The sequence below is a fragment of the Roseibium sp. SCP14 genome, from assembly GCF_040329475.1.
Classification (GTDB): domain Bacteria; phylum Pseudomonadota; class Alphaproteobacteria; order Rhizobiales; family Stappiaceae; genus Roseibium.
The window spans coordinates 70,868-95,052 of record NZ_JBDZYH010000012.1; the positions used below are offsets into that span (position 1 = coordinate 70,868).

Sequence of the window (24,185 nt, forward strand, 5' to 3'; positions counted from 1 at the left end):
TTCACACGACCTGAAGATCGTTCGGATCGGTGATGCCGTTGACATCCTCCAGCACGATTTCATCGCCGGAGGACAGCTGCACGACCGTGTCGAGGTCCGCGTCGCCGCTGCGGTTCTCCTCACTGGTCCCGGTGATGGTCACACCGCCCATCAACACCAGACCATCGACACCGACTTCGAAGTCGGTGATCGTGTCGTCGCCGTCTCCTGCGTTGAAGACGTAGCGATCAGCCCCGGAACCACCGGTCAGAAAATCGTTGCCCTGCAGGCCTTCGATGGTGTCGTTACCCGCAGCGCCGTCGATGGTGTCGTCCAGATTGCTGCCGATGAGACTGTCATTGCCGTCGGTGCCGGTGATCGTCTTGGCCGCAACCGATCCAGTTCCGAAGTCGGTAATGATCTTCTGTTCGATGCGGTTGTTGTCAGCGACCCATGCGACGACGAGTGCGCCGTCGTCGCGTAAAGCGATGGAAGGCTCATATTCGTTTGAGAACGAGTTCTCCGGAACTACGAACTCACCACCGATCTTGTTGCCGCTGGCATCGAACCGCTGGCCGGAGATTGTGTAGTTCGACCCATCCAGACCATAGCTTTGCCAGACGATGACGAAGCTGCCATCCGATAGTGCCTCGACCTTGGAGTATTGTTGGGCGTTGTGAGAATAAGTATTGACCTGGAAGTCGTTGCCAACAGCATCGCCATCCTTGTCATAGACCCGTGCGAATACGCCCCAGCCGCTACCGTCGGTGGCGTTGGGGTCCGACCAGGTGACAACAAAACCGGCATTTGTGCCTTGAAGCGCACCAACAGAAACGTAACGCTGATCGTTATCGGTGTTTGTTGCGGCGGTGTTGACCTGCATCTCGCCGGTTCGGGCGGTGCCGTCGGCATTGAAAATGCGCATATAGGCATCCCAGCGTTCGCTGGCGACGTTACCGTCATAAGAGGCCCAGCTGACCACGAAACCACCATCATCCAGCGTCGTGATTGTTTCGGCGTTCCAGCCTTCTGTTTCCTGGTTATTGAGCGTTGTCTGATTGACCTGAGTTTCGCTACCTGCAGCGGTCCCATCAGCGTTGAAGATTTTCAGGAACACGCCGCTTCCGCTACCGTCGGCACCACCCTGATCCGTCCAGGTCACAGCAAACTTGCCATCGGCAAGCGCGGTGACGGTCGGGTAGATTTGGTGACTTGAAGTAGTTGTGTTGACGAGGATCTCGCCACCAACCGCGCTGCCTCCGGCATCATACCGCTGCGCATAGACGCCATAACCGCTGCCATCTTGCAGATAGGATTGCCAGACAACCACAAAACCGCCGTCGAGAATTCCACCACTTATGCCTGTAACACTCGGATCGAATTGAGTGTTCGAGGTGGTCGAATTGACCAGAAACTCACCGCCATCCTTGTCGCCATTGGCGTCATACCGTTGTGCGAACACACCATAGTTGTCATTATCTGGCGCCTGATTGTAAGAGGACCAGACAACGATGTGACCGCCGCCTGTGAGAGCTGCGACCTCCGGGTTGTCTTTCGTCGTGCCGAACGAACTCACCTGTCCGTCGTCAACGATCGTGTCGATATCCCGGACGTCGGTTGCAAAGTCGGTGATGATCTTCTGCTCGATGCGATGGTTGTCAGCCTTCCATACGACAACGAGCGCCCCGTCATCGCGAAGAGCGATGGAAGGCTCATATTCGTTTGAGAACGAGTTCTCCGGAACTACGAACTCACCACCGATCTTGTTGCCGCTGGCATCGAACCGCTGACCGGAGATCGTGGCGTTGGGTCCATTTACACCATGGCTTTGCCAAACGACGATGAAGCTGCCATCCGACAATCCCTCGACCTTGGAGAGATATTGCGTGCTGTAAAAATATGTATTGACCTGGAAGTCGTTTCCAACGGCATTGCCGTCCTTGTCATAGACCCGGGCGAATACACCGTAACCACTACCGTCGGTATTGATGCGGTCCGACCAGGTGACAACAAAACCGGCATTTGTGCCTTGAAGCGCACCAACAGAAACGTAACGCTGATCGTTATCGGTGTTTGTTGCGGCGGTGTTGACCTGAAACTCGCCAGTGCGGGCGGTGCCATCGGCGTTGAAGACACGTATATAAGCGTCCCAACGCTCGCTGGAGCTGCCGTCATAAGAGGCCCAGCTGACAACGAAGCCACCATCGTCAAGCGTGGTGATCGTCTCGGCGTTCCAGCCTTCTGTTTCTTGGCTATTCAGTGTTGTCTGATTGACCTGGATTTCACCGCTTGCAGCGGTCCCATCAACGTTGAAGATTTTCAGAAACACGCCGCTTCCGCTGCTGTCGGCACCACCCTGATCCGTCCAGGTTACTGCAAACTTGCCATCGGCAAGCGCGGTAACCGTCGGGTAGATTTGATTGCTTGAGGTAGTTGTGTTGACGAGGATTTCGCCACCAACCGCGCTGCCTCCGGCATCATACCGCTGCGCATAGACGCCATAACCGCTGCCATCTTGCAGATAGGATTGCCAAACGACGACAAAGCCGCCATCAAGAGCTCCGCCACTAATGCCGGCAACACTCGGATCGTATTGAGCATTCGAAGTGGTTGTGTTGACCAGAAACTCGCCGCCAATCTTGTCGCCATTGGCATCATACCGTTGTGCGAACACACCATAGTTGTCACTATCCGGCGCTTGGTTTAAAGACGACCAGACGACGATGTGACCACCGTCTGTAAGCGCCGCGACCTCCGGATTGTCTTTCGACGTGCCGAACGAACTCACCTGTCCGTCGTCAAAGATCGTGTCGATATCCCGGACGTCGGTTGCAAAGTCGGTGATGATCTTCTGCTCGATTCGATGGTTGTCAGCCTCCCATACCACAACGAGCGCCCCGTCATCGCGCAGAGCAATCGAAGGCTCGGTTTCGTTTGAGAAAGAACTTTCCGGAACAATGAACTCACCACCGATCTTGTTGCCGCCGGCATCGAACCGCTGACCGGAGATCGTAGCGTTAGGTCCATATACACCATGGCTTTGCCAAACGACGACGAAGCTGCCATCCGACAGTCCCTCGACCTTGGAGAGATATTGTGTGCTGTTGACATAGGTATTGACCTGGAAATCACTTCCAACGGCATTGCCGTCCTTGTCATAGATCCGGGCGAATACACCGTAACCACTGCCGTCGGTACCATTGAAGTCCGTCCAGGTGACAACAAAACCGGCATTTGTACCCTGAAGCGCGCCAACGGAAACATGGCGCTGATCGTAATTGGTGTTTGTTGCGGCGGTGTTGACCTGCATTTCGCCGGTGCGGGCTGTGCCATCTGCGTTGAAGATGCGCATATAAGCGTCCCAACGCTCGCTGGAGCTGCCGTCATAAGAGGCCCAGCTGACCACGAAACCACCATCATCCAGCGTGGTGATCGTCTCGGCGTTCCAGCCTTCTGTTTCTTGGCTATTCAGCGTTGTCTGATTGATCTGGATTTCTCCACTTGCGGCAGTTCCATCAGCGTTGAAGATTTTCAGGAACACGCCGCTTCCGCTACCGTCGGCACCACCTTGATCAGTCCAGGTCACAGCAAACTTGTCACCGGTAAGCGCGGTGACGGCCGGGTAGATCTGGTTATTTGAAGTGGTTGTATTGACGAGGATCTCGCCGCCGACGGTGTTGCCCCCGGCATCATACCGCTGCGCATAGATGCCATAACTGCTACCGTCTTGTGGAGACTGCCAAACGACGACAAAGCCGCCATCAAGAGCTCCGCCACTAATGCCGGCAACACTCGGATCGTATTGAGCATTCGAAGTGGTTGTGTTGACCAGAAACTCGCCGCCAATCTTGTCGCCATTGGCATCATACCGCTGCGCGAACACGCCCCAGCTGTCACCATCCGGCGCTTGGTTTGAGGAAGACCAGACGACGATGTGACCACCGCCTGTAAGCGCCGCGACTTCCGGATTGTCCTTCGAAGTGCCGAACGAACTGACCTGTTCGTCGTCGTCAAAAAGGTCATCGACATAGCGCACCTGGCCGGCGCCGACTGAGGCAATGTCGACGATTACCGTTCCCTGCACAGGTGTCCCGGATCCGTCATCCACGAGGAACGTGAAGCTGTCCTGACCGCTGAAACCCGCATCTGGTGTGTATGTGTAGCTGCCATCGGGCAAAATGGTGACGGTGCCGTTGGATGGGCCGGTGTCAAGTGAGAACGTCAGCGTGTCGGCAACATCGACATCCGAAGCCGTCAACATGCCGGAGATCGCCTGTCCACTGTTCGTTGCTGCAATGCTGTCGGTTACGATCGGATCATCGTCAGTTCCTGTAATCGTGATCTCAACTGTCTGCACGGCGGTTCCGCCATTGCCGTCATCGACTGTGACGTCATAGGACTGGACCAGCGTCTCACCGGCCGCCAGATAGTCGATATCGGCATCGTCGATGGAGAAATTCCAGCCGACGGAGTCCGCCCCTTGATCCACCGGATCGAGGCTGAACGTACCGAGATAGCCGCCTGCCTGGGGAACAAAGCCCGCCGAATGCGTGTCGGCGAGGTCGACATCGGCAAAGGTCACCGCGCCGTTGGCACTATGGCTGTCGACAGTCTCACCCGGCGCGCCGTCGGCAATCTCCGTGACCAGACCAGACTGGGCCCCGGAAGTGATTGTCGGAGTATCGTTTGTGCCGGTGATGGTGATCTCGACCGTCTGCATGGCCGTGCCGCCATTGCCGTCGTCAACGGTGACATCATAGGACTGGATCAGCGTCTCACCGGCAGCCAGGTAATCGATATCGGCATCGTCGATGGAGAAGCTCCAGCTGACAGAGTCCGCCCCTTGGTTGACCGGGTCGAGGTTGAACGTGCCGAGATAGCCACCTGCCTGCGGAACAAAGCCCGCCGAATGCGTGTCGTTGAGATCGACATCGGCAAAGGTCACCGCGCCATTGGCGCTGTGGCTGTCGGTATTCTCACCGGTGGCACCGTCGGCAATCTCCGTGATCAGACCGGACTGGGTACCGGAGGTGATCGTCGGTGCATCATTGGTGCCGGTGATAGTGACCTCCACGGTCTGAATGGCAGTACCGCCATTGCCGTCGTCAATGGCGACATCATAGGACTGCACCAGCGTCTCGCCAGCGGCCAGATAGTCGATATCGGCGTCGTCGACAGAGAAACTCCAGCCGACGGAGTCCGCCCCTTGATCCACTGGATCGAGGCTGAAGGTACCGAGATAGCCGCCCGCCTGCGGAACAAATCCGGCCGAATGCGTGTCGGCGAGGTCGACATCCGCAAAGGTCACCGTGCCGTTGGCGCCGTGGCTGTCGGTATTTTCGCCGGTAGCACCATCCGCAATCTCCGTGATCAGAGCGGACTGGGTACCTGAGGTGATCGTCGGTGCATCATTTGTGCCGGTGATAGTGATCTCGACCGTCTGCATGGCAGTACCGCCATTGCCGTCGTCGACGGTGACGTCATAGGACTGGACCAGTGTCTCGCCTGCGGCGAGGTAATCGATATCGGCATCATCGATGGAGAAGTTCCAGTCGACAGAATCCGCCCCCTGGTCGACCGGGTCGAGGCTGAAGGTGCCGAGATAGCCGCCCGCCTGCGGAACAAATCCGGCCGAATGCGTGTCGGCCAAATCGACATCGGCAAAGGTCACCGTGCCGTTGGCGCTGTGACTGTCGGTATTTTCCCCCGCGGCACCGTCCGCAATCTCCGTGATCAATCCTGACTGGGTACCTGAGGTTATCGTCGGCGCGTCGTTGGTACCGGTGAGGGTGATCTCGACCGTCTGCATGGCGGTACCGCCATTGCCGTCATCGACGGTGACGTCATAGAACTGCACCAGCGTCTCGCCAGCGGCCAGATAGTCGATGTCGGCATCATCGATGGAGAAGTTCCAGTAGACAGAATCCGCCCCTTGATCCACCGGATCGAGGCTGAAGGTGCCGAGATAGCCGCCCGCCTGCGGAACAAATCCGGCCGAATGCGTGTCGGCGAGGTCGACATCGGCAAAGGTCACCGTGCCGTTGGCGCTGTGACTGTCGGTATTTTCCCCAGCGGCACCGTCCGCAATCTCCGTGATCAATCCGGACTGGCCCCCGGAAGTGATTGTCGGAGAATCGTTTGTACCGGTGAGGGTGATCTCGACCGTCTGCATGGCGGTGCCGCCATTGCCGTCGTCAACGGTGACGTCATAGGACTGAATCAGCGTCTCTCCGACGGCCAGATAGTCGATATCGGCATCATCGATAGAGAAAGTCCAGTCAACAGAGTCCGCCCCTTGATCCACCGGATCGAGGCTGAACGTGCCGAGATAGCCGCCCGCCTGAGGCAGGAAGGAAGCCGAATGGGTATCGGCGAGATCGGCATCGGCAAAGGTCACCGCGCCGTTTGCGTCGTGGCTGTCGGTATTTTCGCCCGGCGCGCCGTCCGCAATCTCCGTGATCAGTCCGGACTGGGTTCCTGAGGTGATCGTCGGTGCATCGTTGGTGCCCATAATCGTGACGGTTACGGTCTGCATGGCAGTACCGCCGTTGCCGTCGTCGACGGTGACGTCATAGGATTGCACCAGCGTCTCGCCTGCAGCGAGGTAATCGATATCGGCATCATCGATGGAGAAGTTCCAGCCGACAGAGTCCGCCCCTTGATCCACCGGATCAAGGCTGAACGTGCCGAGATAGCCGCCCGCCTGCGGAACAAATCCGGCCGAATGCATGTCGGCCAAATCGACATCGGCAAAGGTCACCGCGCCGTTGGCGTCGTGGCTGTCGACAGTCTCGCCCGGCGCGCCGTCGGCAATCTCCGTGATCAGTCCGGGCTGGGTTCCTGAGGTGATCGTCGGTGCATCGTTGGTGCCGGTGATGGTGATCGTGACGGTCGCCACGTCCTCAAACCCCTGATCATCAGCAACCGTGTAGGCAAATGTGATCTCGATCTGCTCGCCCTCGGCCAGTTCCTGGAATGCGGTGCCCGGGTCGAAGGAAAAAGTGTTGTCGGGATTGAGCGTCAGGCTTGCGCCGGCCGGAATGCCGGAATCGTCGAAGCCGGTCACGGTCAGCGCGCTGTTGTCCGGTGCAAGAAGGTCCTCGTCATTGGACAGGACATCAATCGTGATCGCGGAACCGTCTTCTTCGGCTTCTGCTTCATCGTCAGCTGCACTGACAGGCGCAATTATCTCGATTTTCTCGAAATCGCTTATCACGAGATCAATCGACGAGAAGCAGAAGGGGCTGTTGCTGCCTGAGGCAACATGCGCTTCGAACGCCGCGAGATCGGCCAGGATAGCGGGATCCTGTGCCTGCTCTTCGGTGAGAATGATCCGGAACGTGTCACAACCGCTCTGACCGTAATAGGAGCTCGAGGAGTTGGTGTTTTCGGACCAGGTGAAATTGACGGTGTCATTGCCGGCACCAAGATAGGCCGTGTCATTGCCGCCGCCGAGTGAAACTTCGTCGTCCCCACTCCCGGCAATCACCAGATCGTCGCCCGATCCGGTTGTAACCGTGTCGTCACCCTTTCCTGCAATGACGGTGTTGTCACCATCACCTGCGTCAATCGTGTCATCACCGGTGCCTGCGTTGACAAAATCATCGCCATCACCGGTGGTCACGTTATCGTCGCCTTTGCCGGCAAGGATGACATTGTCTCCATCGCCCGCGTCAATCGTGTCGTCGCCCTTGCCCGAAACAATCAGGTCGTCGCCGTCGCCCGAGGTCACCGTATCGTCGCCCTTGCCGGAAACGACGATGTTGTTTCCGTCGCCTGCGTCGATCGTATCATCACCCCCGCCCGAGATGATCAGATCATTCTTGTCGCCGGTCTCGATATTGTCGTCACCGCTACCTTTGATTACCAAGGACATGTCATACTCCCATCGGTTAGCACTACGCGGCCAGTGGGCAAGCGCAGAGAAATCGCCATCCGGGGCAGTTAAAGAAAAGAGTGCTAACTGCTCCCGCTTATTGTATGTAAAACTAAATAAATAAAATTGAATACAGATAGCATTCATGCAAAATTGAGCATGAGATGTGTCTATTCTGGTTGTATAAGATTGATCGCTAGATTTGATATCTGGAAATTCAATCTTTTTTGGTTTTAACGAAACTAAATGTCTTATTGGTTCTCTGTTTCAGGTGAGAAACCTTTGTTCATCGCCTGCGATATTTGAATATTAGTTCATGAATTGAACTTTGTTGCCGTATGATTTGCGGCTTAGATTGTCACTCAATCCCTTGACATTCCGCAGAACGACTTTGTTTCCGGACCAAAACTCAATGATCGTTCCAAGAGCCCTATCTCAGCCGGCATATGCTTCCGTGAGAAACGACTTTGAATGCCCTGAATAAAAAAGCCATGCCAGCCTCCGAAATTGGCCCACAAGGCATGATCTGATGAAAAATTGGACGCCACATCCCCCATTTAAGGGATAGCAAGTAGATTCTAAGCAATCCTTGCCGGGAAAGTAGTTTGTAATCAATTAGCTAGAGGAAAAATCAAGAATACCGTATTTCTTCTCGGAATAATCGATTTACTTATATTTTTCTAAGTAAGCATATATCTTAGTAAGCAATTCGATTGAGAGTGTGAATGAAACCCGCAGCCTGTAAATGCCTCAGGTGGAAAAGAAGCGACTTGAAAAACTTGGGCTGCAATCTCGGCTTCGCAATTCAACATTGAACGGTATTTTGCCGACTAAGTCTCGCAAAGCAACGTTGCATATAGAAGCGCGCCATAAGAGGCTGACACTTGGTCAGTTCGACAAACATATTGCGAAGCCGGCTTGATAAGCCGGGAAGCAAGAATCTCATTGGTGAGTTCATTACCGTCTCGAAGGATCGCTGCATTGGCGGTTCGTTCGTGTGGTCGCAAAATTCACTTCAAGCTTTTTGCAACAAGCTGCTCGATCTCGTCGGTCGTCATTACGTCAGCGAAGTACAGCGCCAGATTTATGAGCGATGCCATGTGTTCCTCGTCGGTGCGCGTTCCGTTCGCGTCGGACACGAAGATGCTGTTGTAGTTGAGCTGCATTGCATCGCGAGTGGTGGTCTCGCAGCAGACATTGGTGAGTGTGCCTGTCACGATCAGAGTGTCTCGGCCGGCTGCCTGCAGCCTTTCGTGCAGTGACGACCCGGCAAACGCGCTGTGGCGCTGCTTGGTGATGCGCGTATCCGTCGCTTCGACATCGAGGGACTCATGCAGCTGAAAGCCATAGGAGCCTTCTGCCGTCTGTTCGATGATTTGTTCGAGCGTTTCTTGCGAGGCGACGTTTCGGGCCCACGAACGCCATTCCTTGCTCGCCTTGTGTTGTGTCCACACGACCATGGCGCCGTTGTTGCGACACAAATGCGTCAGCCGGTTGATGTTGGGTACGATCTCCAGCAACCCCGGGATTTCCATCGGCGAATGGCCAAGTGTCAGGAACACATTCTGCATATCGATGACCAATAGCGCCGTGCGGGTCAGATCGATCTCTTCAAACATATGCAATCGGCCGCGCCGCGCAATGATCCGCTCGGTGTATTTGGCAGGAATGTCGGTCGGATGCATGGTACTGAATCCAATTCGTCGCTGGAACGTCTATCTTGTAGCTCGTTGACCATAATGCAATTTTCAAGCTGGTCGAAATTTGCAGGACCATGACCACTCTTGCTCGATCCTGCTTCCTCCAACCAACGCTGAAATGCGCTAGTGCGTTTGCAGCCTTTTCAGCGAGAAATCTTGCGCCAAGACGCTAGAGTTTTCACGCATGTCTGCCGCAATTGTCTCAAAGTAATTCGTGTGCAGCATACCACGATCAATTAGACCAAGGGCTCTGTCGATGTCGGAGAACATCATCCAAGGCGCTCTTGTCCGATCCCAGGATCGGTCTTTCGTGTGACGCAATTTGGTGCCGATTTGAACATCGGGCATCTTGTTACTGATCAGAAACGCCATTGGTAGGATGCCCACAATGCCTGTGTGGACACATCGGCACCCAAGTTCGACCTGGCTTCGAGAAGAAGATTGCCTCCATGGTCAAACTCTTTCTCAAAGCTGAGACCGGCTTCACCAAACGTGTCTGTTTCACCGCCGCCGGACGCCAGAGCGAGCGTGTTTCCAAAGATGGCAACGTCGACAAATGAAGGAACGTGGGCGTCTCTATGGACCGCCGCAAGTGATGCGGAAAAACTGCCACCCGCGACTGCCGTTGAGTAGGCTGCGCCGATGCGGGTTTCACTGAACGAGATATCCCTTTCGCCGACGGTTGCATTGGCACTGCTCCCGGTTTCCGTATAGCTGTCCAGGTATTGTTCGCCGTACAGAAAGCTGGCCCGGGGCGTAAAGGTCGCTCCATTTGGAAGAGCAAAGTCCCGTTGCGCAGCTACCAGCGCCGTGATCATGTTGCTGGAGTAATCAGCATTTGAATTGACGGTTCCGCTGGTGCGAGATTCGCTGTGGTTCAACAGTCCATAACCCAGACCCAGGCTCAGATCGGCAATACCAAAATCCTGCGCGGCAATGGCACTTAGATACGCCCCGGAAGTGTCGAACGATGTGGAGTCAAATGTGCCGTTATTTTCAAGATAACTCGCCCCAAATCCGTATCGCAGCCCGGTTCCAAGGTCGTGGATCAAGCCTGCGCTGGCACTCCACATCGTTGATGACAGTGCTTTGGAAGTGCTTCCGGTGGTTCCTTCGCTTCGGCTGCCACTGATGAGGAAGTATGGTCTGAGCTCGTCAACGGTGGCATCTCCATGCGTACTCAGCAGGGCTTCGTCGACATTGATATCGTTTCCTCCGATGTCATCCAGCTGGCGCACCAAATCGTAAGAAAGGTTTGCAATCTCGAAGGATTGGTTTGTGTTGGGTTGAAGCTCTTGGCCATTGAAGGAGGCGTAGACCGGTGCAGAGCCACCTTCGTTTTCCACGTACCAGCCCAGAGACGGTGAGGACGTTGACGTGCTGAACACACCATTGGACGTATCGTCGTCCTGGAAGCGATAGATGACCCGGCCACCGACATTGGCCAGATTTACATCGTGATCGCTCACCCGCAGAAGACCATCGATATTGGCAGTCGTTTCCACGTTTAGCGTACCGCCACCATCTCCAAGATAGACGGCATAGCTTTTGCCGGAGGATTGCGCACTTATGTCTCCGGTAATGTTGACCAGACCCTGCGCTGACTGCAGATACAAACCGTAAGCTTCTGCGTCTGCACTGCCATAGGCAGACGCCGCGATCAAACCGCTGTGGTTCAAAACGCCATTCGCACTTAACGCAGCACTGGTCAAACCGTGAGCACGCACCAATGTGTCACCCTGTGCAGACGCGATAATTGCACCGGAGTTGCTAACGTTCCCGTCAATGTTGCCAAATCCAAGGCCAATTGCAGCAGCGGTTGCCACGTTCTTGCTGTTGACCGTCACCTGAACAGAGCCCGAATTGGACATCCGGGCTGCGCTCAAAACACTGCCGGCAAAGAAACCGGAAGCAAAAGCTGACGACCCTTGTGAGTTTTCGACCGTTACCGTGATGTCACCGCTATTGGACGTCTGCCCGTCAATCCTGGAAACTTGGATCCCGTTTGCATATGCGTAATTCATCCTGTCGCCCTTTACGGCGACGGAGATGTTTCCGGAGTTTGTGTATCGACCGGTTGCACCAACTACCCTCGCACTCATCCCCAACGCGGAGACACTCGATCCGTTTGCGGCGGTGGCTGCGACCGTTATGTTGCCCGAGTTTGAGAAGTCACCGTTCAGTGGAAAGAAGTTGTTGGAGATGATGCCAAACGCACCGGCAGTCGTCCCTCCGGAAGCTGCGACTGTGATGGTGCCCGTGTTGACAAAGGTGCCGTCGACCGCGTCGAATTCGATTCCGCGCGCAAAGCCCGAGCCTCCTTGAGCCATAACAGCAATTGAACCGGTGTTTCTGAAGGTTCCGTTGATACTTCCGCTGCGAATTCCGGTGGCTTCCGCCGTCTCGCCTTGCGCAGTCGCCATTATCGAACCGCTGTTAATGAGCTGCCCGTCGACATTGGACAAATTCAAACCGTATACGCTTGCGGTGGAGACGTCGGATTTGGCTTGAACGGTCAGGTTGCCGCTATTGTTCAGTGTACCTGCGACCAGGCCGGTCGATACCCCATTGGCGATTGCCTGGGATCCCTGTGAGTCGGCAATGACAGAAATCGTGCCTGTGTTATTCAGTGCAGCACCGTCAGCAACACTACTCGTCCTGATGCCTTCCGCTGATACATAAGACCCTTTGGCCGCAACGGAGATGTTCCCGCTGTTGGCGAATGTGCCTGTGACAGTGGAAGATCTTATGCCAATGGCTTCCACGCTCGTACCATTGATTGCATGAACGGAAATCGAGCCAGAGTTGGTCAGTGAGCCATTCACTTCACCCACATCAATGCCATAAGCCGAGGCATGATTGACAGCATCGGCGTGAACGGCAATGCTTCCTGAGTTCTGGAGCTGCCCATTCAGTCTTCCGGTCTCGATGCCCGTGGCCAGTGCCGAAAATGACGATGCGATCGCACTGAGCATAAGCGCGTTGGTGTTGATCAGGGTGCCGTCGACACTTCTGGTCTCGACCCCTAGCGCACGAGAACTGCTCCCTTGGCCGGTCGCCGTTATTTCACCGTTGTTGGTCAGCGTTCCTTGAACAAGATCGGCTGAAATTCCTATTGCAGCCCCGTTTTGCGTCCCCGTGCCGGCGACCACCAGCGGTCCGTCATTGGTAAGCTGATTGCGGACCTCTCCGACCTGGATGCCATATGCCGTAGCCGAACCATTACTGGCCCTTGCATCCGCAAAGAGCCGTGCGTTGTTGTCGAAGACACCGGATATGTTCCCGCCTCGGACTCCTCTTGCCGTCGCAGAGGTGATGCCACCGGCGATGACGTTCACTTGCCCGGTGTTAGAAACGGTCCCGTCAAAAATACCGAAATCCAAACCATCCGCATTTACAGTCGATGACGTGGCAAAAGCCCACAAGTTCACGATGCCCGAGTTGTCGAATTGGCCGTTGGTCTGCAGATCTGAAATATCAACACCGTCGACAAAGACACTGCCGCCCAACGCTTGCCCATCAATGGAACCTGAGTTGGTGAGCGTTCCGGTGAGATTTAAAATTTCGATGACGTCAAAATAAGCCGAGCCGGTGCTGGCAGCCGTCATGGAGACCGTCAGGGAACCGCTGTTTTGCAGATGGCCTGATACGTTAGAAATCTCAATGGCATCACCTGCCGCTCGGGTTCCTCCATTGGCAGCAACGTTTATGGTTCCGGTATTGTTCAGATCGCCCGACAGATCGCCGATGCCAATGCCGTCTGCACTGGCACCAATCGCACCGGCAACTGAAACAGTGACGGGACCGGAATTCTCAACGGTTCCGTTGATTGTGGTAACAGAAATGCCATCTGAAAGGGCCTGACCGCCAGAGCTGGAAACGTCAATGACAATGCCGCCGCTGTTGCGTAGGGTCCCATTCACTGTCGCTACGGCTAATCCGTTTGCTTCAGCTCTGCTGCTGTTACTCCCCAGCAGGCTGATCGTGCCGGTGTTGGACAATGTACCGTCCACCTGGTTGGCAAGTATCCCCACGGATGTAGCGAGAGTCAGGGCGGAATTGGCTATTTCAATGACACCGGTGTTCTGAACGGCCCCGCTCACAATGCCTGAAACATCAATGCCGTACATCACAGCGCTGTCGCCAAGCGACGCCCCCATCGAAATGGTGCCGGAGTTCAGTACGGTGCCGGATAAATCGCCGTTGATGTCAATCGCAGCACGGGTCCTCAAATTCGCTTCGGGAGCGGAAAGCCGTCCGGCGTTGGTCAGCGTGCTGGAATAGTCCGGCACATTTATTTGGACCAGCGCCGGCCCAAGTAGGCGATTTATGTCGATTGACCCTGCGGCCGTGATGGTGTGGTCTTCGACCACAGTACTGACAAGAGGTGTGGTTTGCGGGCCGTTGACAACTTCACCGAACGAGGAGCCTGCCGAAGTCGCCAGAACAGAGACCGAGCACAAAAACAGCGAAGGCGCGACGCTTGCTACCTGACCCTTCCATTTGGTCAAACGCCCGCCGCGCGCAAAAGCGCGTGCTCCTTGCTCGATCTGCATGTGTATCTGCCCCACTCGGCCCAGTTTCGTTAGGTATCCGTGATGCGGGATGCTTCCCAATCGTCACCACTCATCAGGTGCTTCTTTGCACACTCAGAAACGGGCTTGAAAGGGAGTGGAATTAGGATAAGCGTTTATAACCAATAGTTTATGACTTAGGTTTACCCAGATAATCCATAAGTTTATATGGTTCAGGGGCGGTTTATGCAGACCTGAGGCCGTCTGATTTGAAGCTTGGGCAGGTCTTATAAACTGCGATGTGCCAGCGCATTCCGACATGTAAAAGTCTGAACTCGTTTGCACGTTAATTGAGCTTTGTGGGACTGGGTGAATGTCTGCCCTGTTGACGATTGAGCAACCCTTGATCAACGGTTGCACATCTGTCGCGTCCTATTCAGTAGATTCTTGCGAGACACATCCATGACATCGATGAAAAGAAAATCACTGCGAATAAAGGATGGCACCGAGCTCAGCTATCTCGAGGGTGGAACCGGCCTTCCGCTTGTAATGGTGCATGGCTGGTCGCAATCCGCCCGGGTATTTGCCGGTCAGTTCGAGGCTCTCAGCAAGGTTCGCAGGGTTATTGCCTTGGATTGGCGAGGGCATGGTGAATCGGAAAAAACAGAAAACGGCTATCGCATATGCCGTTTTGCGAAGGACCTGTTTGATTTTGTCACAGGCCTAGAACTCGCCGAGTTTGATATTTTGTGCCATTCCCTCGGCACATCGGTTCTCTGGTCCTATCTGGCAATGTTCGGCGATGAACGGTCCCCACGAAAACTGATTTTCGTTGATGAACCAGCTGCGCTCCTCGCCAGACCGAACTGGAGTGTTCAGACTTGCCTGGACGCCGGTGCGATTATTGATTCCCTTGAAAGCCTGTCGAACTTTACCGACAGTGTCCGGCAAGCGGATACCGCGACCGCTCACGCTGACATCATGCGGCCAATGTTCACTTCAGCTTTTCCTGACGACAAGTTGATTTCCATCGCCGCCGAAAATCTCAAACTACCGCGCCGGTACGCCGCAACCCTGCTTGAGGACAACTGCCTTCAGGACTGGCGCAATGTTGTGAAGCAGATCCGGAATCCGGTTCTTGTGGTTGCTGCGGAAGGTAGTCCTCATCCGTTGCAATCACAGCAATGGATAACCTCGCAAATTCCAGGGGCCAAACTTGAGATCCTCTCCGAAAACGACGGAGGAAGTCATTTCATGTTTGTCGAGAACCCGGAACGCTTCAACGATTATGTTTTGAGATTTTTGGCAATTTGAACGTGATCACAACTCAGGGGTTTCTGACTCTTCCAATTGTGCTTTGAGGCTCGGTGAAGACGCAATTGCGTGGCGAGAGATGCGTAGTGGGTGGATTGTGTTGCGACGCCAAACTGTCTGCAAGAATTTGGTGGTGAGCGGTTGCCGGTGAACATCGATAACTCTCGCACACCGGAGCCGCATTCTTGGGAAATCAGGTGCATGCGCACGTAAGCTCAAGATAGGCCTTCTTCACACGTGCTACGTGCGGACCACCCATGTTAACCTTCTCAAGAGGAAATCATGGCGTGGCACGACCATGCCTCTTTCAACACAAGTGGAGCGCGCGCGATGCTGTGTTTTCAGAAATTGGTCCTTTCGGTTTTTTCAGCCATCTGTCTCGTGATGTGCTCTCCTCAACTTGCCAATGCCCAAGAGAAGCAACGATGGACGCCGGAAAGAAGCCTTGAGGTTAAGCGCCTGTCAGACCTCGCGTTTTCACCCGACGGCACTCAGCTGCTTTATGGTATCAACAGCGTTGATCTGGCTCGCGACAGCTATCTGACTGAATACGTTGTCTCTGATCTCAAGGGTGAGAGTGTACGATCAATCCTTGCCGCCTCGCCGGAAGTCTCTGGTGCGCAATGGTCTCCCGACGGCGCGCGCATTGCCTATCTTTCCACCGCCAGTGGTGCGAGCAATATCTGGGTGATCCCCTCCGAGGGCGGTATTGGCAGGCCCATTACTGCTGAAAAGACGGATGTTGAAAGTTTCAAATGGTCTCCCGACGGATCGTCCATTGCATTCGTGATGGCTGACCCGGCCTATGTCGTCCCTCCGGTCAACAATTCCGACGAATATGTTAAGTACCACCTATGGCAGGTTAAACTTGTTGATGGCGCCCAAAGTGGTGCAATCGTGAACCTGACGCCGGACTCCGATTTTTCCGTCAGCACCTGGGGCGGTAGCTGGTCTTATGACTGGGCACCGGACAGTTCGAAACTGGTTTTCGCACACCAGGAACGGCCAGGGCTCGACTATTGGACCAAGGCACAGCTCTCTGTCACCGACATTGCGACCCGCATGGTCACTCCCATTGCGATGGCCAACAACCGCTGGAAATTTTTCCCGCGGTATTCGCCTGACGGCAAATGGATCGCCTTCATCAACGCGCCTGGTGACTTCATGTGGTCTTTCCTGTGGGACATCAAACTCTGGCCCACAGATGGCGGTGATCTGGTCGAACCTGGGCTATCCAGGAACCGGCTTCCATTTGTCTGGCAATGGGCCCCGGATTCTCAAAGTGTCTATTATCTCGAGAACGACCGTGTGAGCTATTCCTTCTACCAGATGCCGATAGACGGCGGTGATTTTACAAAGGTCTTTGGTGCTCCCGAAGACGTGAATGCGCCTGGCCTGAACGCCTACCTGACTTCTTCTTACGTCCATGTCAGTCCGGACAATCGCAAAATCGCCTTTATCGGCCAAACCTCCTCGACACCGCCGGCGATTTACATCAGTGAATTGGACAACTTCGCTGCTCGAAAAATCAGCACCATCAACGACCAGTACCTGGATGTGCCGTTGGGAAAAACCGAACTTGTGCAATGGACTTCGCTGGACGGGACCGAGGTCGAGGGGGTGTTGAGCTACCCGCAGGAATTTCAGGAAGGACAGCGCTATCCGTTGGTCGTGCAGATTCATGGCGGACCGAACGGTGTTGATTTCAATGAATATCTGCCACTCATGAAATTCTTCGCGACGGCGGCCTACACCGCTCAAGACTATATTGTGTTGCGTGTGAACTATCGCGGTACCCTGGGTTATGGCCGCAAATTTCGAGAAGATCTGATTGGAAACTTTGGCGGGCCTGACTATGAGGACATCCTCACCGGCGTCGACCATATCATCGATCTCGGTCTCGCCGATCCTGAACAGCTTTTCGTCCTTGGGCAAAGCAATGGCGGCACGCTGACCGGTTGGATCGTCACTCAGACGGATCGGTTCAAGGCTGCCTGTCCAATTGCGGGCGAGACCGATTACATCAGTCTTGAGGGGACCAACGGATATTTCCAGACCAGTTGGTATCTCGGTGGCAGCTTTATCGACAACCTGCAGATGTTTCTCGATCGCTCGCCGATCTTTCATGTGAAAAACGTCAAGACGCCGATCCTCATCCAGGGCGGGTTACTGGACGACAATGTGCCCCATACCCAACTGGAAGAGTTCTACCGGGCTCTGAAGCGCGTCGGTGCCGACGCACAGCTGGTCGGCTATCCTGGTGCCGATCACGACAGCTATCCCCCTAAACTTTACCTTCAGCTGCTGCGCTCCTGTCTCGACTGGACGAACCGTCACCGAGACAATGCGGCCAATCAAGAGTGACGCTCCAAATAAGGGTAAGAGAATTGCTGAAAGAAGCAGACCCCTTAACGGGGGCTGCGGGTTGTCGCACAGGATGTTTTCAGGGTCTTCAAATCATGCGGTTGCCGGACCTAATGCTGCACGGCGACCCAATGAGTTTTGCCTACCTGAAGGTAGGCCGGGTTCTTGTTGCCCACATCTCCAGTAAAAAATGTACCGGACATGTCAGCCGTAGCCTGGCGTTTGGTGTGCTGAACCTCGTATCCGGAGTTTGTCTTAACCAGCATCGGAACAGCATTTAACAATTGGCAGGTATAGGGGTGTTGGGGTCGTTCAAACAGGGAAACAGTGTCAGCGTTTTCAAGGACATGGCCGTGATACATCACCAAGACCCTGTCGCAGATACTCTCTACGACACCCAGGTCGTGCGAAATGAACAAGCAGGCAAACCCCATCTGATCACGCAGGGTTCGCAGCAGTTCCAGAATTTGGGCTTGTACAGTTACATCCAGAGCGGAAACCGGTTCGTCCGCAATCACCAGCTTTGGCTTTGAAATCAAGGCGCGTGCGATAGCGATACGCTGTCTCTGTCCGCCAGAAAGCTCATGAGGCAAGCGCTCGGCATAATCTGCATCGAGCGCAACGGCTTTCAGCATTGAATGTACTCGCTTGTCTCTATCGGATTTTGACAATCCGGGAACGTGACGCAATCCTTCTCCAACAAGCGCACCAATTTTCATGCGGGGGTTAAGCGAGGAGAACGGATCCTGAAAGATCACCTGCATGTCTGTTCGCAACTTGCGCAGAGCTTTTCCCTTGGCAGCCAGGACATTTGTGCCTCGGAAATGAATTTCACCGGATTTCGTATCCAGAAGGCGCACAATGGCTCGGCCAAGCGTCGTCTTGCCGCTACCCGACTCGCCAACGACACCGATCATTTCGCCTTCTGAAATATCCAGTGAGACGGTATCAACTGCCCTTTTGATGCTGGGTTTTCCGAAAGGCCATCGTGACGGGATCTGGAAATCTACGGCGAGATTCCGTACCTGGAGCAGGGGAGTGCGTTCACGATCATCCTGTTCCTGATCTGGACAGCCACTAGGGAGCGATTTCAGCAGCTTTTGAGTGTATACATGGTTCGGAGATCGAATTATCTGGTCAGCCTTTCCGTGTTCCACCACTTTACCCTTGCTCATCACGGTGATGGTGTCAGCGTAGTGTGCGACCGCGCCCAGGTTGTGACTGACCAGCAGAACCGCGGTGCCATACGAGTTGGCAATCTCCTTCATGATGTCCAGCACTTCCTTTTGAACCACCGCATCCAAAGCGGTTGTCGGTTCATCTGCAATCAGAAGCCTGGGTCGTAACATCATGACAGAGGCGATCATGATGCGCTGGCGCATTCCTCCTGAAAACTCGTGTGGGAACCGTTCCAGGCACCTGGCGGGATCTGGAATCTTCACCCGCTCCAGCATGTCCATGGCGGATTGCCTGATTTCTTCCATGGATCTTGAACTATGAAGTTTCATAGCCTCGAACATCTGCACGCCGATCCGTAAGGACGGGTTCAGCGAAACGAGTGGTTCCTGGAATATCATGCCAATCTTAGCGCCGCGGATAGCCCGCATTGCCTTTTCACCTGCCGTGGTGAGGTCATTTCCTTGAAAATGGATCGAACCAGACGAGATAATGCCTGGTTGTGGCAGTAGGTCGAGGATGGAACGACCGATCATTGTCTTGCCACTTCCGGACTCGCCAACTATCGCCGCTACTTCACCTTCGCCGATTGTCATGTCCACGTTGCGGACCGCGTGTACAGTCGTATGGCTTAGCGGAAAACTAACATTGAGACCGCGAATTTCTAAAAGAGACTTTGCCATTCTTTTCTACTTTTTGTTCACGGAACGTGGGTCGAGCTTGTCGCGCAGGGCATCACCAAAGAAATTGACGCCCAAGAGTGTGATGGCGATACAGATGCCGGGTAATACGCCTAGCCATGGAAAGCGGATGAGATACGTGCGCGCTTCCGCCAGCATGTTGCCCCATGTCGGAGCAGGGGGCGGAACACCTAACCCAAGAAAACTGAGCGCACTTTCGGCAAGCAGCACCCAGCCGAACATGGCAGAGCCAAAGACAATCAGCGGGGCCACGCAGTTGGGTAGAATGTGACGGAACAGCGTGTAAATCATGCTGTTTCCAAGGGCGATCGAAGCTTCGACATATTCCTTTTCGCGAATAGACATGACGGTACCGCGAACGAGTCTCGTGACCGAAGGCAGATAGGCAAGACTTAGCGCAAAGATCACTCCGTACTTGTTGGGGCCGATGATAGTCATCAGCGCGAGGGCGAGAAGGAGGCCAGGGAACGCCATCAAGGTTTCAAGGACCATCATCACACCCCGGTCAAACCATCCTCGAAGCAAGCCGCAGATGGAGCCGAGCAGGACCCCGAACGTGATTGTGAGAATGACCGTCAGCAAGCTCACCAGAACAGAGCTGCTGGCTCCTACGAGAATCCGTGACAATAGATCGCGGCCGAACATGTCTGTACCGAGAAGATGTTTTTCACCGGGGCTCAAAAACCGTTCGCTGAAATTGGTTGCGATCGGGTCATAAGGAGGGTGGATCGCTCCAAACAGGGCTGCCAAAAAGACGATTGCAAGGAGACCAAATCCAATTTGCCCATTTGTTCGGGACAAAATTCCAATGATGTTTTTCATTTGAGGCGAACCCTTGGATCGAAGTAGGCATAGCTCAAATCGATCAGCAGGTTGATCGACACATAAATGGCAGTGATCAATAACAAGCAGCCCTGCAGGACCGGGTAATCGCGCGCGAAAATGCTGTCGACCATCAGTTTTCCAAGTCCAGGTAGGCTGAACACGGTTTCTGTCACTGCTGCACCTCCAAGCAGAGAGGCAGAAATCAAGCCGATGACTGTCAACGTCGGGGTGAATGCGTTTTTGAATACGTGCCTGAACAAAACCGATTGTTCAGAAAGCCCCTTCGCTCTCGCGTGGGTCACATATTCCAGTCGCAATACTTCCAGCGTTCCTGCCCGCATCATTCTGGTAAGAATGGCAATCTCTGTCAGGGCGAGAGAGACGACTGGCAGGATGAGATACAGGGCCCCAATTCTAAAATTCTCTGTTATCGGCACGAACCCAACTGTCGGGAGCCACTGCAACGTCACTCCAAACAGCAAGAGAAGCATCAGACCGACCCAGAAGCTGGGAAGTGACAGTTTGATGATCGAGAGAAATACAATCGAGAAGTCAAGTGGGCTGTTTTGTTTCCACGCTGCAACCAGCCCGGCCGGAATGGAAACCAGTACGGCCAGGAGCATAGCCAGGCCAACCATTGTGGCGGTTACCGAAAATCGATCGAGAATTGCAGTCAGAACCGGTTCCTGCGTCCTGATCGAAGTACCCAAATCACCATGAGACAGTTTCTCCAACCAGATCAGAAACTGCATCGGAATGGGTTTGTTCAATCCGAGTTCGTTCCGCATTTGCTCGATTGCGAGCGGATCGTCCAGATCGCTCAGCATCAGCTCAGCCGGATCCCCTGGGATCAGGCGCATGAGGGTAAAAATCAGAACCGAAGCAAGAAAAAGCGTCGGTATCGCCATCGATACCCGTTTTACGACATAGGGCCACATATTGGTTCCTTGGTCGGTATGATGTGATCTCTTTTGAAAACAGCGTCGAAGAGAGTGAATGGGGGCTATGGACAATCATACCCCCCTGCTAGGTTCGCAAAGTCAGACGCTACCTAGTCAATCTTCACTCCCCAGTAGCGAGCCTTGCCGGCACCCCATCCCTGGAATCCGGAAACATTGTCGCGAACTGCATAGAACGATGTTCTGTGACCAAGCCCGACTGCGGGTACCTGATCGATGAACTTGCGGTGAAGGTCGTTGATGAGTGCTTGGCGCTTTTCGCGATCGCTGATCGCTAGAGCCTGACTTAGATCAGTCATTGCATCTTCATCTTTCCAGACCTTTCGAGATGCATCTCCAGTGATCATCTCAAAACTCAGGGCAGGATCAAGACGCGGGGAATAGGAGAAGGACTGAAGCTGGTAGGTCCCTTTCTTGTATGCATCCAGCTGCGTCCCCCACTCCAACACCTTCAGCTGCGCGTTGATGCCAACCTGCGAAAGCATGGACTGAATGATCAGGGCCCGTTGATAATAAGAGCCAGATCTTTTGCTGGCGACAATCTCCAGTGGTTCACCCGCGTACCCGGTTTCCTTGAGCAGAGCCTTCGCTTTTTCGGGGTCGTATTCGAGGCTTTCCCAGAGTGTATCTGAAAAAAAGGATGAAACCGGAGGTACAGGAGACGGATTGGCGCGGCCTCTGCCCTCTGTAATGACGTCGATAACCTGTTCCCGCGAAATTGCATGTGCAATTGCCTGTCGCATTTTCTTGTCTTTGAGGAGTGGATCTCGCGAGTTGATGAGCAACGTGTCCCAGATGGCCGTTTCGGCAACATCCAGTCTTGTGTTGGGGGCACCTTCAAGTTCGACGACATCAGATGGTTCGATTCCCGCGACATCGATATCGCCAGCCAGATAAGCCGCCTTGACGATCGAAGCTTCGCTTAAGACAAACACGCGCAACCGATCGAACAGTACTTCCTTTTTACCACCGTAGCCGGACCGAGGTATATCAAGGGAGCTGTAGTTTTCGAATTTCACGAGCTCAAGCATGCTGCCGGGCTTGTGTTTGTCGAGAATGAATGGACCCGTTCCAACAGGTTTAAGCCAGTTTCCATCTGCGTCCACTGAATCGGGGTGAAGGATTGCCGTCGAACCACAATCAAATCGAGCAAGATTTCCCAGGAAGATTGCGCTTGGTTCGGCCAGCTTGAACTGGACTGTGTAGTCATCGATCACATCTACGCTGGTGACTTCCACACCGCGCTTGCCTGTGAAGTAGTTTCTGCATCTCCAGTTTGTTTCAGGCTTCATGTAGCGGTCCCAGGACCACTTTACGTGTTCAGCCTTCATTGTTTCATTGTTATGAAAACTAACGTCCTGGCGCAGTTTGAAGGTGTAAGTAAGGCCATCGTCAGATTGTTCGACACTTTCTGCGAGCATGGGGACAATCGAGAAGTCTTCGCCGTAGGCGACCAGTCCTTCCACAAGGTGCATATGGATGGTGTCTGTGGTTCCATCCCGATTTACACCTGGGTTTGTTCCCCGAATGTCTGCTCCGATGGCAACATTGAGCACTTGCTCTTCTGTCTCTGCAAACGCTACCGATATGATCGGCGTTAGCATTGCACTTGATATCATCAATGCTGATATTGCTTTTTTCATTACTTCCTCCCGAAAAGTAAACTGACCTACAACGTGTAGGTTTCGTAGTGTGTGGAATGATATGGAGATTGGCAGACAGCGAGATGTTTCACTTCTGCATCCATCAACAGAGTTGCAACCGTTGCGGAGATCCTGTCTCCGTTCATGTGTTGAGGTGTTCTCAAAACGCCATTCGGGGCACTGAAGTCATCGCGAAACGCGGACTTGAAGTGGTCAAGTTCAAGCGGGTCGCCAACTTCAGTCAAACGTTTCCGCAGCCTGTGGTCCCGAAACAGGGTATCTGCATGGCTGCGGTAGCCCAGATCCGTAACTTTCGCTCTGCCGATTGCGCTGGTGAAGTGATTGGCATGGGTGATGACACCGGCCTCCGGATGTGACCAAAAGACATCCTTAGGCGTCGTTTCAAGATTTATTGCCTGTCCACCATCCGTTGCGCAGCTGATTGTCATGTTGTTGGAGATTGTCCGAGGACTGGCGCAAACAGCCTTCAAGGCATCGGCAAATGTTGGGGCCTCGAGGATCAATCGCCGGATGACTGATATTGGTGTTCCAACTCCATGTTTACCGTCATCGTCACACGACAAATTGTTTCCGGTCACAGCAATTCCCGCCGAATTCAGACCTGCCCTGGCAAGCCCACCTGCTTCGACATAGGTCAATATGTCAGGTCCGGTTTCTCGCCGGACAGCCAGTACAACCGTGGTTTCAGCGCATTCCGGGCGCCAATCCCAATTCTGGCCGTGAAGAAGTCGTCCTGTTTTTGTTTTTTCCGGCAGAGCCAGCGCAGACGTGCAACCGTCATCCAGTTCATCAATTGCGCTTCTGCCCAACTCAATGAGATTAAGAACCTCGCTTCGGCTGTTCAGAAGCAGGATTTCTCCAGGATGCACCTGGGCTCCTCGCGCAATTCCTTCGATTTCAGCGATGTGCAGCGGATAGGTTCGCTTGAGCTTGTTCCCAAGCTTTTGGGCAACTTCCAAAACTCGGGGCCAATCCAGACCTCTCTTGAGCAGCAATTTTTCATAAATGCCGAGGCCAGCACGAATTCTCGTATCAGCTGCCCGGCCATATTGCTCTCCACGTGCCGGAGCAGGGCCAGATACTTCGATCAATGGAGCGATTGGGGCTGTCATG

At 54.2% G+C, this 24,185-nt stretch carries 10 protein-coding genes; 2 read left to right on the plus strand and 8 right to left on the minus strand.

Annotation, left to right across the window (positions count from 1 at the left end; translation table 11 throughout):
• Nucleotide 1: 1 nt before the first annotated feature.
• From ABLQ08_RS29835 to ABLQ08_RS29845, 3 genes are all read right to left on the minus strand, one after another.
• On the minus strand, nt 2-7,855 hold the full coding sequence (locus ABLQ08_RS29835) for a VCBS domain-containing protein (protein WP_352950149.1): 7,854 nt from the start codon (nt 7,853-7,855) through the stop codon (nt 2-4).
• 1,010 nt (nt 7,856-8,865) lie between these two features.
• Nucleotides 8,866-9,540: a cysteine hydrolase gene (locus ABLQ08_RS29840; RefSeq protein ID WP_352950151.1), complete on the minus strand. Its 675-nt coding sequence runs from the start codon at nt 9,538-9,540 to the stop codon at nt 8,866-8,868.
• Between the two features lie 374 nt (nt 9,541-9,914).
• The gene (locus tag ABLQ08_RS29845) at nt 9,915-14,111 is read right to left on the minus strand and encodes a beta strand repeat-containing protein (protein ID WP_352950152.1); all 4,197 of its coding nucleotides are present in this window, start codon (nt 14,109-14,111) and stop codon (nt 9,915-9,917) included.
• A gap of 420 nt (nt 14,112-14,531) precedes the next feature.
• On the opposite strand from ABLQ08_RS29845, the gene ABLQ08_RS29850 reads away from it, so the two are divergent.
• Nucleotides 14,532-15,383 (plus strand): alpha/beta fold hydrolase, encoded by an 852-nt coding sequence (locus tag ABLQ08_RS29850; protein WP_352950154.1) that lies wholly within the window; start codon nt 14,532-14,534, stop codon nt 15,381-15,383.
• Between the two features lie 282 nt (nt 15,384-15,665).
• Nucleotides 15,666-17,747, plus strand: a complete 2,082-nt coding sequence (locus ABLQ08_RS29855) for a S9 family peptidase (RefSeq protein ID WP_352950155.1) — start codon at nt 15,666-15,668, stop codon at nt 17,745-17,747.
• A gap of 110 nt (nt 17,748-17,857) precedes the next feature.
• Here the strand turns inward: ABLQ08_RS29855 and ABLQ08_RS29860 are convergent, their stop codons facing one another.
• From ABLQ08_RS29860 to ABLQ08_RS29880, 5 genes are all read right to left on the minus strand, one after another.
• A complete protein-coding gene (locus ABLQ08_RS29860; RefSeq protein WP_352950157.1) occupies nt 17,858-19,606 on the minus strand; it encodes an ABC transporter ATP-binding protein in 1,749 nt (582 codons plus the stop codon).
• 6 nt (nt 19,607-19,612) lie between these two features.
• The gene (locus ABLQ08_RS29865) at nt 19,613-20,446 is read right to left on the minus strand and encodes an ABC transporter permease (RefSeq protein ID WP_352950159.1); all 834 of its coding nucleotides are present in this window, start codon (nt 20,444-20,446) and stop codon (nt 19,613-19,615) included.
• Nucleotides 20,443-21,387, minus strand: a complete 945-nt coding sequence (locus ABLQ08_RS29870) for an ABC transporter permease (protein WP_352950161.1) — start codon at nt 21,385-21,387, stop codon at nt 20,443-20,445. The genes ABLQ08_RS29865 and ABLQ08_RS29870 overlap by 4 nt, the downstream gene beginning before the upstream one ends.
• 113 nt (nt 21,388-21,500) lie before the next feature.
• Nucleotides 21,501-23,051, minus strand: coding sequence for an ABC transporter substrate-binding protein (locus ABLQ08_RS29875; protein ID WP_352950163.1), 1,551 nt, complete (start codon nt 23,049-23,051; stop codon nt 21,501-21,503).
• Between the two features lie 26 nt (nt 23,052-23,077).
• Nucleotides 23,078-24,184: a C45 family peptidase gene (locus tag ABLQ08_RS29880; protein ID WP_352950165.1), complete on the minus strand. Its 1,107-nt coding sequence runs from the start codon at nt 24,182-24,184 to the stop codon at nt 23,078-23,080.
• Between the last annotated feature and the right edge of the window lies 1 nt (nt 24,185).

What these genes read in the sequence shown, in the direction of transcription:
- ABLQ08_RS29835 (WP_352950149.1), bottom strand. Translation starts at nt 7,855, where the DNA reads ATGTCCTTGGTAATCAAAGGTAGCGGTGACGACAATATCGAGACCGGC.
- ABLQ08_RS29840 (WP_352950151.1), bottom strand. Translation starts at nt 9,540, where the DNA reads ATGCATCCGACCGACATTCCTGCCAAATACACCGAGCGGATCATTGCG.
- ABLQ08_RS29845 (WP_352950152.1), bottom strand. Translation starts at nt 14,111, where the DNA reads ATGCAGATCGAGCAAGGAGCACGCGCTTTTGCGCGCGGCGGGCGTTTG.
- ABLQ08_RS29850 (WP_352950154.1), top strand. Translation starts at nt 14,532, where the DNA reads ATGACATCGATGAAAAGAAAATCACTGCGAATAAAGGATGGCACCGAG.
- ABLQ08_RS29855 (WP_352950155.1), top strand. Translation starts at nt 15,666, where the DNA reads ATGGCGTGGCACGACCATGCCTCTTTCAACACAAGTGGAGCGCGCGCG.
- ABLQ08_RS29860 (WP_352950157.1), bottom strand. Translation starts at nt 19,606, where the DNA reads ATGGCAAAGTCTCTTTTAGAAATTCGCGGTCTCAATGTTAGTTTTCCG.
- ABLQ08_RS29865 (WP_352950159.1), bottom strand. Translation starts at nt 20,446, where the DNA reads ATGAAAAACATCATTGGAATTTTGTCCCGAACAAATGGGCAAATTGGA.
- ABLQ08_RS29870 (WP_352950161.1), bottom strand. Translation starts at nt 21,387, where the DNA reads ATGTGGCCCTATGTCGTAAAACGGGTATCGATGGCGATACCGACGCTT.
- ABLQ08_RS29875 (WP_352950163.1), bottom strand. Translation starts at nt 23,051, where the DNA reads ATGAAAAAAGCAATATCAGCATTGATGATATCAAGTGCAATGCTAACG.
- ABLQ08_RS29880 (WP_352950165.1), bottom strand. Translation starts at nt 24,184, where the DNA reads ATGACAGCCCCAATCGCTCCATTGATCGAAGTATCTGGCCCTGCTCCG.